Origin of the sequence: Stenotrophomonas sp. 2619, from assembly GCF_040548725.1 — a bacterium.
GTDB lineage: Bacteria > Pseudomonadota > Gammaproteobacteria > Xanthomonadales > Xanthomonadaceae > Stenotrophomonas > Stenotrophomonas maltophilia_AP.
Genome location: NZ_JBEPSF010000018.1, coordinates 1 through 13,416 on the forward strand (window position 1 = coordinate 1; position 13,416 = coordinate 13,416).

A 13,416-nucleotide genomic window follows, 5' to 3' on the forward strand; every position below is an offset into this window, starting at 1 on the left:
TTTGGGGGTGGTGGGGGGGGTGGGGGTTGGGGGTTGGGGGGGGGGGGCGGGCCGGGCGCCCCCCCCCCCCCCCGGGGGGGGCGGGCCCGGCCCCCCCCCCCCCCCCCCCCCCCCCACTACCGGGAACGAATCGAAGGTGCGGGGATAAGGTGGAATGCGCCCGGGCCCCAAGGTTTGCGCAGCAAACCTTGGGCCGCAGGCGGCGATCTGACTTCGTCAGATCTCCACCTGCGCCCCCAGTTCCACCAGCCGGTTGCCCGGGATCCGGAAGAACCCGGTGGCCGGGGCTGCATTGCGGTGCATCAGCGCGAACAGCTTGTCGCGCCAGATCGGCATGCCCCGGTTGGCGGTGGCCACGATGGTCTCGCGGCTGGCGAAGAAGGTGGTGTCCATCGGGTCGAAGTAGATCCCGCCGTGGTCGCAGGAGCGCATCAGCGCCAGCGGCACGTCCGGGGTTTCCATGAAGCCGAAGCGCACGTAGATGCGGTAGAACTCGTCGCCCACCGACTCGATCTTCAGGCGCTGGCCCTCCGGCGCGTACGGCACCGGCAGGGTCACCACGTGCAGGAACACGTTGCGCTCATGCAGCACCTTGTTGTGCTTGAGGTTGTGCATCAGCGCATGCGGGGCCACGGTGGGGTCGGCGGTGAGGAACACCGCGGTGCCCGGCACCCGTACCGGCGGGGCCAGCATCAGCCCGGGCAGGAAGGTGTCGATGCGGATGCCGTCCTTGCGGATCTCGTCACGCAGCAGCTCGCGGCCGCGCCGCCAGGTACGCATCATCGTGAACAGCACGATGCCCAGCACCACCGGGAACCAGGCGCCCTGCAGCAGCTTGGCGCCGTTGGCGATCACAAAGCCCAGGTCGATGATGAAGAACACCACGCACAGCGGGATGATCCAGTAGCGCGAGGTCGGCCACAGCGCGCGGGCCACCAGGGCCAGCAGCAGGGTATCGATCAGCATCGTCGCCGACACCGAGATGCCGTAGGCCACGGCCAGGTTGGACGAGCTGCGGAAGGCCAGCACCAGCCCGATCACCATGACCGCGATGCCCCAGTTGATGCCGGGGATGTAGATCTGGCCGATGGTGTCGTGCGAGGTATGGGTGATGCGCATGCGCGGGATGTAGCCCAGCTGCATGGCCTGGCGCGAGACCGAGAAGGCGCCGGTGATCACCGACTGCGAGGCGATCACCGCGGCCATGGTGGCCAGGATGATCATCGGGTACAGCGCCCAGTCGGGCACGGCCTCGAAGAACGGGTTCTTCACTGCCTCGGGGTTGTTGAGCACCAGCGCGCCCTGCCCCAGGTAGTTCAGCACCAGGCACGGCAGCACGAAGAAATACCACGCATGGCGGATCGGCTTGGCCCCGAAGTGGCCCATGTCCGCGTACAGCGCCTCGCCACCGGTGACTGCCAGCACCACCGCGCCCAGGATGAAGATGCCGTGCCAGCCGTGCTCCATGAAGAAGCGCAGCGCCCACATGGGGTTGAAGGCCTTGAGCACTTCCGGCGCGTCGACGATGTTCCAGATGCCGATGGCGGCCAGCGAAATGAACCAGATCGAGGTGATCGGCCCGAACAGCTTGCCGATCTTCTCGGTGCCAAAGCGCTGCACCGCGAACACCGCCAGCAGCACCACCACCGTGATCGGCACGATGAACGCATGCAGCCCGGGCGCGGCCACCTCCAGGCCTTCGACCGCACCCAGCACCGAGATGGCCGGGGTGATCACCCCGTCGCCGAAGAACAGCGAGGCCCCGAAGATGCCCAGGATGCCCACCACGTACGCCGAGCGCGAGCCGTGCCGCAAGGTGCGCTGGGTCAGCGCCATCAGCGCCATGATGCCGCCCTCGCCCTCGTTGTCGGCGCGCATGATGATGGTGACGTATTTGAGCGTAACGACGATGTTCAGCGCCCAGAACGCCAGTGACAGCACTCCCAGTACGGTGTCGTGGTCGCTGTTGAGGCCGTAATGCGGCGAGAACGCTTCCTTCAACGTATAGAGCGGGCTGGTGCCGATGTCGCCGAATACCACGCCGATGGCGCCGATCATCAGGGCCATGCCGCCGGCCGCCGGCGCGTGGCCGTGCGCGGCGTGGCCGTTGTCGTGCTGGGTGGAAGAGGTGGACATGGTGCTCCGGGCGGACGCGGTCGGTATCAGGAAAAAGGCAGCGCGCGGGTCAGCGCAGCGCGGCCTGCAGGGCCTTGCGGATGACGGTGGCGACATCGTCGCCCTCGGCGTTGGCATCGCGCGCCATGCGCGCGGCCTCGGCCGGCTTGTAGCCCAGCTGCTGCAGGGCCACGGTGGCCTCGGAGACCGGGTCGGTGGCCGGCGCGGCACCGGCCAGGGGCGCGCCGCCCCCGCCGAAGTTGGCCGCGCGGTCGCGCAGTTCCAGCACCATGCGCTCGGCGGTCTTCTTGCCGATGCCGGGAATGCGGGTCAGCGCGGTGATGTCACCGGCCTGCAGCATGCGCGCGAACTCGTCCACGCTCACCCCCGACAACACCGCCAGCGCGATCTTGGCGCCGATTCCGCTGACCTTCTGCACGTCGCGGAACAGGCGGCGCTCGCCCTCGCGCAGGAAGCCGTACAGCGACACGCTGTCTTCCTTCTGCGCGTAGTGGGTGAACAGGGTGACCTCGCGGCCCAGCTCGGGCAGGTCGTAGAAGGTGCTCATCGGCGCCTCCAGCTCGTAACCGACGCCATTGACGTCGATGAGCAGCCACGGCGGCGCCTTGTAGGCCACGATCCCGCGCAGACGACCAATCATGCAGCTTTCCTCATTTGCGGCTCCAGGCCATGCGGGCATTGACGCCCAGGCGCTGCGCCGTTGCCCGTACGTGGGCGTGGGTGATGGCCACGGCCAACGCATCGGCGGCGTCGGCCTGCAGCTTGGTTTTCAGGTTGAGCATGAGCCCGACCATGTGTTGGACCTGTTGTTTTTCCGCGCCACCGCGGCCGACCACGGCCAGCTTGATTTCGGTGGCCGCGTATTCGCTGACCGGCAGGTCGCGCATGACCACCGCCGAGATGGCCGCGCCGCGGGCCTGGCCCAGTTTCAGGGCCGAGTCGGGGTTGCGCGCCATGAACACTTTTTCGATCGCCACTTCGTCGGGGCGGTATTCCTCGACCAGGGCGTTCAGGCCCAGCACCAGCAGCTTCATGCGCTGCGGGAAATCGTCGGCGCCCAGCAACACCAGCGGCAGGTGGTGCACGTGCACGACCTTGCCGGTGGCATCCACATCAATGATGCCCACCCCGGTGCGTTGCGAACCGGGGTCGATGCCGAGGATGCGGGTCATGCGGCACGCACGCGGCCGGGCAGGACCCGGAACGGAACAGTGCGGCGGCGATGGCAGGGAACGGCTGGAGTCATCATGGTCCGCATTGTCCGCCCACCGGTCGCCAAAGGCGACCGGCAGCGCGTCCGGTCAGGCGTAGGCGTCCGCGCCGAGGTCGGCGTTGGAGAACACGTCCTGCACGTCGTCCAGGTCTTCCAGCATGTCCAGCAGCTTCTTGACCTGCAGGGCGGTGTCGCCTTCGACCTTGATGTCGTTGTCGGCGCGGAAGGTCAGTTCGGCGTGGTCCGGGGTCAGCTTGGCCGCTTCCATGGCGTCCTTGACCGCGTGATAGCTGTCGGCAGCGGTCAACACGTCGATCGCGCCGTCTTCCGGGTACACCACGATGTCATCCGCGCCGGCCTCGATGGCCGCCTCGGTGATGGTCTCTTCATTGGCGCCGGCGGCGAAATGCAGCACGCCCACGCGCTTGAACATGAAGGCCACCGAGCCTTCGGTGCCCATGTTGCCGCCGCACTTGCTGAACGCGTGGCGGACATCGGCCACGGTGCGCACGCGGTTGTCGGTCAGGCAGTCCACGATCACGGCCACGCCACCGGGGGCATAGCCCTCGTAGCGGATCTCCTCGTATTCCACGCCTTCCAGTTCGCCGGTGGCCTTCTTGATGGCGCGCTCGATCACGTCCTTGGACATGTTCGAGGCCAGGCCCTTGTCCATGGCAACCCGCAGGCGCGGGTTGTTGTTGGGGTCTCCTCCACCGCCGCGCGCGGCAACGCCGATCTCGCGGATGATCTTGGTGAAAATCTTGCCGCGCTTCGCGTCGGACGCGTTTTTGCGGTTCTCGATCGAGGGACCTCTACCCATGGGTATTACCGTGCTTGCATGAGGAACAGGGCGCGGATTCTACCTGATCGCCTGCCGCGACCGTGTTAGTCGTGGCCGGGGGGCCGCCCGGGCTCAGGCGGCGTGGGCGGCGCGGTCGGGCCGGAAGCGGCCATCGCGCAGGAAGGCGGCGGTCTGGCGCGCCGCCTCGGGGGAAAACACCAGCCCGCTGTGGCTGGCCGGGACCACGCAATGGTCGGCCAGGCCCGGCAGGTGGGTCTCATCCAGCGCCACGGTGCCGTCGGAGGCCTCGCCAATGGCGCCCAGCAGGCTGCCCAGCCCGTGCGGGACCGAGCCGGCGATCAACCCCACCTGCGCCCTGCCCTCCCAGGCCGGCAGGCCGTCGAGCAGCAATTCGCTGCTGCGGCCGAGCGCCAGCGACCAGCCATGGTCGGCCAGCGAGCGGGCGGTACCGCTGCCGCGCAGCGGCGAGCCCAGGCACACCACCCGCGACACCGGCAGGTCGGGCTGCTGGCGCAACGCTTCCAGCGCCACCAGCCCGCCCAGGCTGTGTCCGACCAGCGACACCGGGCCGCTGTCCTTGAGCCGTTCCAGCAGCTGCGGCACGGCCACGTCGGGCCCGCCGAAAACGCTGGAGTAACCGAAGGTGTCCACGCTGAAGCCACGTGCGCGCAGCCGCCAGGCCAGCGGGCCCACCCACGCGCGCGCATTCCAGATGCCGTGAAGCAGTAAAACAGGGGGATTCATGCACTCAGCCTAGCCGGTTGGCTTGGGACCTGCGGAAGGAAACACGGCCATTAGACGAATAGACCGTGCAACGGCGGGTGAAGCCGTTGCGGTCCATTGCGATGGAGAAGGAAACGGGACGGGTGCTCAGCGCGCCGGGCCGGCCGGTCGGCGCAGGATGAACTCCAGGTCGCGTACGCTGCCGACCGGGAACTCGTAGGTGCCCACCTTGGTGAAGCCGTAGCGGGCGTAAAAACGCTGCGCGCCAAAGTTTTCCGACCACACGCCCAGCCACAGCGTGTGCGGGCCGTCGCGTTCGAGCCAGTCCAGCGCCGTTTCCAGCAACCGGCTGCCCCAGCCGCAGCTCTGTTCGTCCTTGATCAGGTACAGGCGCTTGAGTTCGCGATCGCCCGGCTGCACGTCCGGGTGCGGCAGGCCGCAGGGGCCGGCCGCGGCGTGGCCAACGGCCACCCCGTCCCGTTCCAGCAGCCACACTGCATAGTCCGGATGGGCCAGGATGGTGCGCTGGCGGTCGACCGCATAGGCCTCGTCCAGGAAACCCTGCAGGTCCTGCGCAGGATAGAGATGGCCGAAGGTTTCCACGAAGGTACGCGTGGCCAGCACCGACAGGGTCGGTGCGTCCTCAACGGTGGCACGGCGGATGGCGTACATGGCGGGTATCAGGGCAGGCCTCAGGCCTGCGCTCCGTGGGGGGCGTCTTCTTCCTCGTCGCCCTCTTCCTCGTCCTCGTCCTCGTCCTCTTCCTCGTCGTCTTCGCCTTCTTCTTCCTCGTCCTCGTCCTCGTCTTCTTCCTCGTCGAGGTCGTCTTCGTCTTCTTCGTAGTCTTCCACGCCGAAGTCCTCGCCATCCCAGCGCCCTTCGCCGTCCTGCACGAAGGTCAGCGCCATGGCGGCGGGGTTGGTGCCCACGCGCACCAGCCAGCCACCAAACACGCGGGCGCGTTCGGTGACCAGGGTGGCGTCGGCGCCTTCATTGCCCAGCTTTTCCCATTCCAACGAAAACGCGAACTCGCTCATTGCAGGATCTCCGGGGTTTGGTGGGGCTTGCCGGGCAGCGCCCGGCACTACGTTAGCGGGGTCAGGCCTTGCGCGGGCGAACCTGGACGTGCACTTCGGCCAGCTGCTCGTCCGGGATCGGCGACGGGGCGCCAGTCATCAGGCACTGCGCGCCGGTGGTCTTCGGGAACGGAATGACGTCGCGGATCGACTCGGTGCCGGCCATCAGCGCGGCGATGCGGTCGATACCGAAGGCGATGCCACCGTGCGGCGGCGCGCCGAAGCGCAGCGCGTCGAGCAGGAAGCCGAACTTGGCCTCGGCCTCTTCGGCACCGATGCCCAGCAGCTCGAACACCGTGCTCTGCATGTCCGAGCGGTGGATACGGATCGAACCGCCGCCGATCTCGTTGCCGTTGAGCACCATGTCATAGCCGCGCGACACGGCGGTCTTGGCGTTGGCGCGCAGGTCGGCGATGTCGTCCACCGCCGGGGCGGTGAAGGGGTGATGCAGGGCGACGTAGCGCTGGGCTTCGTCGTCGTATTCGAACATCGGGAAGTCGGTGACCCACAGCGGCGCCCACCCGGCGGCGACCAGGTTGAAGTCCTTGCCGGCCTTCAGGCGCAGCGCGCCCATGAAGTCGGACACCTTGTTGTAACCACCGGCACCGAAGAACACGATGTCGCCGTTGCCGGCACCCACGTGGGCCACCAGCGCGGCGAAGGCCTCTTCGCTGAAGAACTTGGCGATCGGCGAGCTGATCTCGCCGGTGTCGCCGATCTTGATGTAGGCCAGGCCCTTGGCGCCGTACTTGGCGGCATGTGCGGCGTACTCGTCGATCTGCTTGCGGCTCAGGGTGGCACCGCCGGGGATGCGCAGCGCGGCCACGCGGCCGTCGGCGTCGTTGGCGGCGGCGGTGAACACCGGGAACTCACTGGTCTTGACCAGCTCGGCCACGTCCACCAGCTCCAGCGCGATGCGCAGGTCCGGCTTGTCCGACCCGAAGCGACGCATCGCCTCGGCCCAGGTCAGGCGCGGGAAGCTGGCGTCCAGCTCGACGTCCACCACTTCCTTGAAGATGGCGCGGATCATGTCTTCGACGAAGTCCTGCACGTCGCGCTCGCGCACGAAGGCAAACTCCATGTCCAGCTGGGTGAATTCCAGCTGGCGGTCGGCACGCAGGGCCTCGTCGCGGAAGCAGCGCGCGATCTGGTAGTAGCGGTCGAAGCCGGCCACCATCAGGATCTGCTTGAACAGCTGCGGGCTCTGCGGCAGGGCGTAGAACTCGCCCGGGTGCATGCGCGCCGGCACCAGGAAGTCGCGGGCGCCTTCCGGGGTGGCCTTGGTCAGGATCGGGGTTTCGATGTCCTGGAAGCCGGTGGCGTCCAGGTGGCGGCGCAGCGCCTGCACCAGCTTGATGCGGGTGCGCTGCATGCGCTGCATTTCCGGGCGGCGCAGGTCCAGGTAGCGGTACTTCAGGCGGGTTTCCTCGCCCGGGTTCTCGTGGGCATGGAACGGCAGCGGCTCGGCCTTGTTGAGCACGGTGATGGCCGTGGCGATCACTTCCACCTTGCCGGTGCGGATCTTGTCGTTCACCGCATGGCGCGCACGCACCACGCCCTCCACCTGCAGCACGTCCTCGTAGCCCAGGCTGGCGGCCACGGCGAACACGGCCGCGTTGTCGACTTCCACCGTCACCTGCACGATGCCTTCATGATCGCGAAGATCGATGAAGCACACGCCGCCCTGGTTGCGGGCAACGTCGGTCCAGCCGGCGAGGGTAACGGTTTGGCCAATCAGGGTCTCATCGACCAGGCCACAGAAGTGGGTACGCATGGGGGTAAAGCTCCGCAGGAGAATGCCGGCACCAGGTTGCGCCGGACAGCCCTTTATTCTGCGGCGTAGCCTGCGCCGGGGCAAATGGGCCGTTGCCCGCCCCTGCCCGGCCGGGGCCTGTGGCCCGCCCGGCGGGCATCACGCGGCGTGAACCCGGCCCGTTCCTATAGTCCGCGCACCAACGACCGCAAGGGGATGTCGCCATGAACCGTCGCCTCACCGTTGTCTGCCTGGCCCTGGCCCTGGGCTGTAGCGCCCCGGCCGTCCAGGCCCAGATCAGCACCCGCGCCTATGCCCCCGAAAACCTGTCGCAGCTGTCCTCCAGCGACCGCTCGCGGGTGATCACTCAGGAATATGCCGACCAGTCCAATGGCCGCCGCATTCCCGACGACCAGCTGCGCTTCTACCTGGCCCAGGTCAATTCGGGCTGGGGCTTCTCACGGATCAAACAGGACATCGCGACCTCGTTGCGCGGCAGCGGCGGCGGCGGGGGCTGGAACGGCGGCGGTGGGGGCAACAACAACGGCGGCACGGTGCGCTGCGAGAGCCAGAACAACCGCGAGCGGGTCTGCAACACCGGCTGGCGCAGTGCCCAGCTGTCGCGGCAGATTTCCGGCTCGGCCTGCCAGGAAGGGCGCACCTGGGGCTCGCGCAACGGCACGGTCTGGGTCACCGGCGGCTGCCGCGCCGAGTTCGTCGAAGGGCGCGGCAACGGCGGCAACTGGGGCGGTGGCGGCGGCAGCACCGGCGGCACCATCCGCTGCGAGAGCCAGGACAACCGCGAACGCAGCTGCAACACCGGCTGGCGCAACGCCACCCTGGTCCGGCAGATTTCCGGCTCGGCCTGCGTGGAAGGCCAGACCTGGGGCGTGCGCAACGGGGCGGTGTGGGTCAACCGCGGCTGCCGGGGCGAGTTCGCCGAGGCCCGGGGCGGCTGGGGCGGCGGCAATGGCGGCGGCAACGCCAATTACAGCGTGACCTGCAGCAGCAACAGCAATCGTCGGGAAACCTGCGCCTGGGAGGCCCGCCAGGGCCGCCCGGTATTGCAGCAGCAGCTGTCCGGCAGCGCCTGCGTGGAAGGCCGCAGCTGGGGCTATAGCAACAGCAGCCTGTGGGTCAGCAACGGCTGCCGTGCCCGGTTCGGGGTGCGGTAACCGCCGGAAGACGCGGGGTGCCGGCCGCTGGCCGGCAACCTCCTGAGCCAGATACGGGTAGTGCCGGCCGCTGGCCGGCAACCTCCTGAACCAGATACGGGTAGTGCCGGCCGCTGGCCGGCAACCTCCTGAACCCCATGGCAGGCAAACAACAGCGGGGCAGAGCCCCGCTCTACGAACGGCAGCGGGGCAGAGCCCCGCTCTACGGGGCCGGGCTGCCCCATGGCGCGGGCGGTAGCGCGACCGGCTTGCTCAGGTTGAATTCGACCTGGAAGCGGCGACCGCCCGGGCGGGTCAGTTCATAGATGAAGCGCTGGTCCGGTTCGATCTCCATCGCCCAGGTGTTGTGCACGGACGGCAGCATGTCGGCGGTGCGGAACATCGCCACCGAATCAGCATCCACCGGGAAGCTCTGGCGCTGCGCGGTACCCGGTGGCTTGCTGTCGCCGCCGTACATCGTCACCGCATCGGGGCTGCCGTCCTGGTGGCGATGATCGTGCTTCAGGCGCAGGCCGGTCTCGGTGCGGCTGATCACCCAGGTACGTGAGTGATCGTCGCCGACATGGAACGGAATGCGCAGCCCGTGTGCAGGGTCGTCGCACCCGCGCACATGCATCACCAAGCGCTTGCCGTCGAACGGATCAGGTGCGTCGGTGCGCGGCTCGTTGGCAATCACCTTGCCTTCGTACGCCTTGCCGCAATGGGCCGCCACTGCGGCAAGGAACGCGTCAGCCGGTGCATTGGCCACGTCGTGAGCCACGCTGTCCTGCCGCCCACCGCAGGCGGCAAGCAACAACGCAATGGCGAGCGGTGCAACAACGTTGGGAACATTCATCGCCCTACCCTAGCCTGCATGCACAGGCAGTGCAAACGCATCGGCGTGGCTGCCACCGGGGCTTCATCGTGGCTGTGCTACGGTAGATCAGGTGTTGTTTATTGCCTTCCCACCCAGGCCGCGCGCATGTTGCGGCTGACCGCCCTGCTCACCGGTGTCGCGCTGCTGCTCACCGGCAGCGGACTTCTGGGCACCTTGCTGGCGGTGCGCGGCGGCCAGGCCGGCTTCGGTGCCGGCACGCTGGGGCTGGTGATGTCCGGCTATTTCGCCGGCTTCTTCATCGGCACCTTTTTCGCGCCCTCGCTGATCGGCCGCATCGGGCATATCCGTGCATTCGCCTTCTTCGCCGCGCTCGCGGCGATCGCCGTACTGCTGCATCCGCTGTGGCTGCACCCCGTCGCCTGGGGCGTGCTGCGCATCGCCACCGGCATCGCGCTGGTCGGGCTGTATACGGTGATCGAGAGCTGGCTCAACGCCGAGCCCGATCCTGCCCGGCGCAGCCGCGCGTTCTCGCTGTACATGGTGGTCAATCTTTCTGCGCTGGCGCTGGGCCAGGTGCTGCTGATGCTGGGCGATGCCAGTGCGATGGCGATGTTCATGCTGACCGCGATCCTGATCTGCGCGGCAGTGTTGCCGGTCACCGCCACCCGCCTGCGCCAACCGGACGTGCCGGTCGTGTCGCGGCTCACCCTGAGCCGGCTGTATGCGATGGCGCCGGTGGCCACCGTGGCCGCGGGCCTGTCGGGGCTGGCGATGGGCGCCTTCTGGGGCCTGCTGCCGGTGTATGCCGGCGCGGTGGGCCTGGATGGCAATGGCGTGGCGCTGTTCATGCTGACCGCCATCCTCGGCGGTGCGCTGCTGCAGTGGCCGCTGGGCCATATCAGCAACGGCCACGACCGCCGCAGTGGGCTGGTCGCGCTGAGCCTGGCCGCCGCCGGCATCGCGGTGGTGGCATCGCTGCCGATGATCCAGCTGCAGACCCACCTGCTGTTCGGGTTGTTCTTCTGCTACGGCGGGCTGGCCTTCGCGCTGTATCCGTTCGCCGTGGCCCACATGCTCGACTACCTGCCGCGCCAACACCTGCTGTCGGGCTGTTCCAGCCTGCTGCTGGTGCACGGCGTGGGCGCGGCGCTGGGTCCGGCGCTGGCCGGCGCGGCCATGCAGCGCTTCGGCCCTGCCGCGCTGCCTTTGTACTTCGCCGTTGTGCTGATGCTGCTGGCGCTGTTTACCGGCGCGCGCCTGCTGCGGTTCCAGCGGGTGCGCACGCATCCGGTCGGGTTCCGGCTGATGCTGCGCACCACGCCGTCGGCGCTGGAGCTGATGCCCGAAACCGACCTCGAGGCGCCGCCGGATACCCCCCATTCCACCCGTTCCGATAAGGAAGCCCATTGACTGTATCGACACCCGCCCTTTCCACTCCGACCCGTACATCGCCGGCCACGCCGGCTCCGCAACTGATTCTGGCCACCGATCTGGATGGCACCTTCCTCGCCGGCGATGCCGCCGCGCGCCACCGGCTGTACCGGCTGGTTGACCAGCACCCGGGCATCGCCCTGATCTTCATCACCGGCCGCGGCCTGGAAGCGGTGATGCCGCTGCTTTCCGACCCGGCCATTCCGCGCCCGGACTACGTGGTCTGCGATGTCGGCGCGACCGTGGTGGATGGCCAGACGCTGCAGCCCCTGCAACCGCTGCAATCGATGATCGATGCGCACTGGCCCGGCGAACACGTGGTGGCCGCGGCGATGCGCCCGTTCACCGCGCTGCAGCGCCAGGACGTGCCGCAGGAACGGCGCTGCTCGTATTTCTGCGATCCCCAGACGCTGGCGCCGCTGCGCGCGCAGATCCAGGCTGCCGCCCAGGCGCTGGGCTGCGACGTGCTGTATTCGGCAGACCGCTACCTGGACATCCTGCCGCCGGACACCGACAAGGGCCGCACCCTGGCCGCGCTTGCGCGCCTGCTCGACCTGCCGCGCGAGCGCATCCTGGTGGCCGGCGACACCCTCAATGACCTGTCGATGTACACCGCCGGCTTCCGCGGCGTGTGCGTGGGCGATTCCGAGCCGGCGCTGACCGAAGCGACCGCCACGCTGGCCAACACGTTCCATGCGCAGGCACCGGGGTGCGGCGGCATCCTGGAGGCGATCGAGCACTTCGCACTGCTCGCCGACGATGACCGCTACCTGTACCCACCCAAGCAGGCCCGCGCCGCCGGCGCCGACCTGGTGATGGTCTACCACCGCCTGCCCTTCGACGAAGTGATGGAGAACGGCGTGCTGGTGCAGCGCCCACCGCGCTCGCCCAACGGCATCATTCCCTCGCTGCTGAGCTTCTTCGAAGGTGGCCAGAAGGGTTCGTGGGTGGCATGGGGCATCGACGACCCCAAGCGTGGGCCGTTCCAGACCCACCTGGCAGTGGACGCCGAGCGCTACCCCACCCTTACCGCTGCGCGGGTGCCGCTGAGCCGGCAGGAAGTGGACATCTTCTACAAGCGCTTCTCCAAGGAAGCGTTCTGGCCGATGCTGCATGTGTTCTGGGAACGCGCGAAGTTCCGCGAGGACGACTGGCAGGTGTTCCTGACGGTCAACCGCAAGTTCGCCGAGGCCACCGCCGCCGAAGCCGCGCACGGGGCGACGGTGTGGATCCATGATTACAACCTGTGGATGGTGCCGGCCACGCTGCGCGAACTGCGCCCGGACCTGAAGATCGCCTTTTTCCACCACACCTACTTCCCGTCGGCGGACGTGTTCAATGTGGTGCCGTGGCGGCGCGAGATCATCGGCAGCCTGCTGTCGTGCGACTACATCGGCTTCCATATTCCGCGCCAGGTGGAGAACTTCGTGGACGTGGTGCGCGGCGCCGTGCCGGCCGAGCGCCTGGCGTGGGAAAGCTGTGCCCCGCGCTTCCTCACCTATGGCTGCGCGGTGGGGCTGGACACCATGACCACGCGCCTGCGCGTGGGCGACCGCGAGATCGCCCTGGGCGCGCACCCGGTGGGCACCGACCTGCGCCGCATCCATAACGTGCTGGCACGCAGCGACGTGCGCAATGACATCTTCAAGCTGCGCCGCGAGATCGGCGCGCGCAAGCTGGTGCTGTCGGTGGAACGGCTGGACTACACCAAGGGCACGCTGGCCAAGCTGGAGGCCTTCGAACGCCTGCTGGAACAGCATCCCGACCGCCAGGGCAAGGTGACCCTGCTGATGGTGTGCGTGCCGGCCGCGCGCGAGATGACCGTGTACCGCACGCTGCAGAACCAGATCGAGCAGGCGGTGGGCCGCATCAACGGCCGCTTCTCGCGGCTGGACTGGACGCCGGTGCGGTTCTTCGCACAGGCACTGCCGTTCGAGGAGGTGGTGGCGCACTACGCGGCGGCGCAGGTGATGTGGATCACCCCGTTGCGCGACGGCCTGAACCTGGTGGCCAAGGAGTTCGTGGCCACCCACGGCATCGAAGGCAGCAGCGGCGTACTGGTGCTCAGCGAGTTCGCCGGTGCGGCAGCGGAGTTGAAGGGCGCGGTGCTGACCAACCCGCACGATCCGGCGGACCTGACTGCCGGGCTGCTGCAGGCGTTGTCGATGCCGGAGGAAGAAGCCACCGGGCGCATGCGGCAGCTGTTTGGGAGCGTGGAGTATTACGACGTGGACCGCTGGGGACGCGAGTTCCTGGAGGCGGTGCGCGGCTGACGTAGCGCCGGGCTCTG

At 68.3% G+C, this 13,416-nt stretch carries 12 protein-coding genes; 3 read left to right on the plus strand and 9 right to left on the minus strand.

Annotated features, from left to right (window positions below; translation table 11 throughout):
* Positions 1–216 precede the first annotated feature (216 nt).
* From ABIA71_RS16830 to aspS, 8 genes are all read right to left on the minus strand, one after another.
* On the minus strand, positions 217–2,136 hold the full coding sequence (locus tag ABIA71_RS16830; protein WP_038686710.1) for a potassium transporter Kup: 1,920 nt from the start codon (positions 2,134–2,136) through the stop codon (positions 217–219).
* A 49-nt stretch (positions 2,137–2,185) separates the two neighbouring features.
* Positions 2,186–2,776, minus strand: coding sequence for a Holliday junction branch migration protein RuvA (ruvA, locus tag ABIA71_RS16835; RefSeq protein WP_038686709.1), 591 nt, complete (start codon positions 2,774–2,776; stop codon positions 2,186–2,188).
* Positions 2,777–2,786: 10 nt separating this feature from the next.
* Complete coding sequence (gene ruvC, locus ABIA71_RS16840; RefSeq protein WP_038686707.1) at positions 2,787–3,308, minus strand: crossover junction endodeoxyribonuclease RuvC; 522 nt, start codon at positions 3,306–3,308, stop codon at positions 2,787–2,789.
* Positions 3,309–3,437: 129 nt separating this feature from the next.
* A complete protein-coding gene (locus tag ABIA71_RS16845) occupies positions 3,438–4,169 on the minus strand; it encodes a YebC/PmpR family DNA-binding transcriptional regulator (protein ID WP_128097646.1) in 732 nt (243 codons plus the stop codon).
* 93 nt (positions 4,170–4,262) lie between these two features.
* Complete coding sequence (locus tag ABIA71_RS16850) at positions 4,263–4,895, minus strand: esterase/lipase family protein (RefSeq protein WP_354286683.1); 633 nt, start codon at positions 4,893–4,895, stop codon at positions 4,263–4,265.
* A 126-nt stretch (positions 4,896–5,021) separates the two neighbouring features.
* A complete protein-coding gene (locus ABIA71_RS16855; protein ID WP_354286685.1) occupies positions 5,022–5,546 on the minus strand; it encodes a GNAT family N-acetyltransferase in 525 nt (174 codons plus the stop codon).
* Between the two features lie 20 nt (positions 5,547–5,566).
* Positions 5,567–5,911 (minus strand): DNA primase, encoded by a 345-nt coding sequence (locus ABIA71_RS16860; RefSeq protein ID WP_354286687.1) that lies wholly within the window; start codon positions 5,909–5,911, stop codon positions 5,567–5,569.
* A 61-nt stretch (positions 5,912–5,972) separates the two neighbouring features.
* A complete protein-coding gene (aspS, locus tag ABIA71_RS16865; protein ID WP_354286689.1) occupies positions 5,973–7,724 on the minus strand; it encodes an aspartate--tRNA ligase in 1,752 nt (583 codons plus the stop codon).
* 467 nt (positions 7,725–8,191) lie between these two features.
* Between aspS and ABIA71_RS16870 the strand changes: the two genes are divergently transcribed.
* Complete coding sequence (locus ABIA71_RS16870) at positions 8,192–8,878, plus strand: DUF3011 domain-containing protein (protein ID WP_502961273.1); 687 nt, start codon at positions 8,192–8,194, stop codon at positions 8,876–8,878.
* Between the two features lie 202 nt (positions 8,879–9,080).
* Here ABIA71_RS16870 and ABIA71_RS16875 read toward each other — a convergent pair whose 3' ends face one another.
* Complete coding sequence (locus tag ABIA71_RS16875) at positions 9,081–9,713, minus strand: hypothetical protein (protein ID WP_354286693.1); 633 nt, start codon at positions 9,711–9,713, stop codon at positions 9,081–9,083.
* Positions 9,714–9,839: 126 nt separating this feature from the next.
* Between ABIA71_RS16875 and ABIA71_RS16880 the strand changes: the two genes are divergently transcribed.
* Positions 9,840–11,105 (plus strand): MFS transporter, encoded by a 1,266-nt coding sequence (locus tag ABIA71_RS16880; RefSeq protein ID WP_354286695.1) that lies wholly within the window; start codon positions 9,840–9,842, stop codon positions 11,103–11,105.
* Positions 11,106–11,167: 62 nt separating this feature from the next.
* Entirely contained in the window at positions 11,168–13,399 is a 2,232-nt protein-coding gene (ggpS, locus tag ABIA71_RS16885) for a glucosylglycerol-phosphate synthase (RefSeq protein ID WP_354286807.1), read from the plus strand.
* Positions 13,400–13,416 lie beyond the last annotated feature (17 nt).

Excerpts from the sequence above, each read along its gene's own strand:
- ABIA71_RS16875 (WP_354286693.1), bottom strand. The coding sequence starts at position 9,713 with ATGAATGTTCCCAACGTTGTTGCACCGCTCGCCATTGCGTTGTTGCTT.
- aspS (WP_354286689.1), bottom strand. The coding sequence starts at position 7,724 with ATGCGTACCCACTTCTGTGGCCTGGTCGATGAGACCCTGATTGGCCAA.
- ABIA71_RS16850 (WP_354286683.1), bottom strand. The coding sequence starts at position 4,895 with ATGAATCCCCCTGTTTTACTGCTTCACGGCATCTGGAATGCGCGCGCG.
- ruvA (WP_038686709.1), bottom strand. The coding sequence starts at position 2,776 with ATGATTGGTCGTCTGCGCGGGATCGTGGCCTACAAGGCGCCGCCGTGG.
- ABIA71_RS16845 (WP_128097646.1), bottom strand. The coding sequence starts at position 4,169 with ATGGGTAGAGGTCCCTCGATCGAGAACCGCAAAAACGCGTCCGACGCG.
- ruvC (WP_038686707.1), bottom strand. The coding sequence starts at position 3,308 with ATGACCCGCATCCTCGGCATCGACCCCGGTTCGCAACGCACCGGGGTG.
- ABIA71_RS16855 (WP_354286685.1), bottom strand. The coding sequence starts at position 5,546 with ATGTACGCCATCCGCCGTGCCACCGTTGAGGACGCACCGACCCTGTCG.
- ABIA71_RS16830 (WP_038686710.1), bottom strand. The coding sequence starts at position 2,136 with ATGTCCACCTCTTCCACCCAGCACGACAACGGCCACGCCGCGCACGGC.
- ABIA71_RS16880 (WP_354286695.1), top strand. The coding sequence starts at position 9,840 with ATGTTGCGGCTGACCGCCCTGCTCACCGGTGTCGCGCTGCTGCTCACC.
- ABIA71_RS16860 (WP_354286687.1), bottom strand. The coding sequence starts at position 5,911 with ATGAGCGAGTTCGCGTTTTCGTTGGAATGGGAAAAGCTGGGCAATGAA.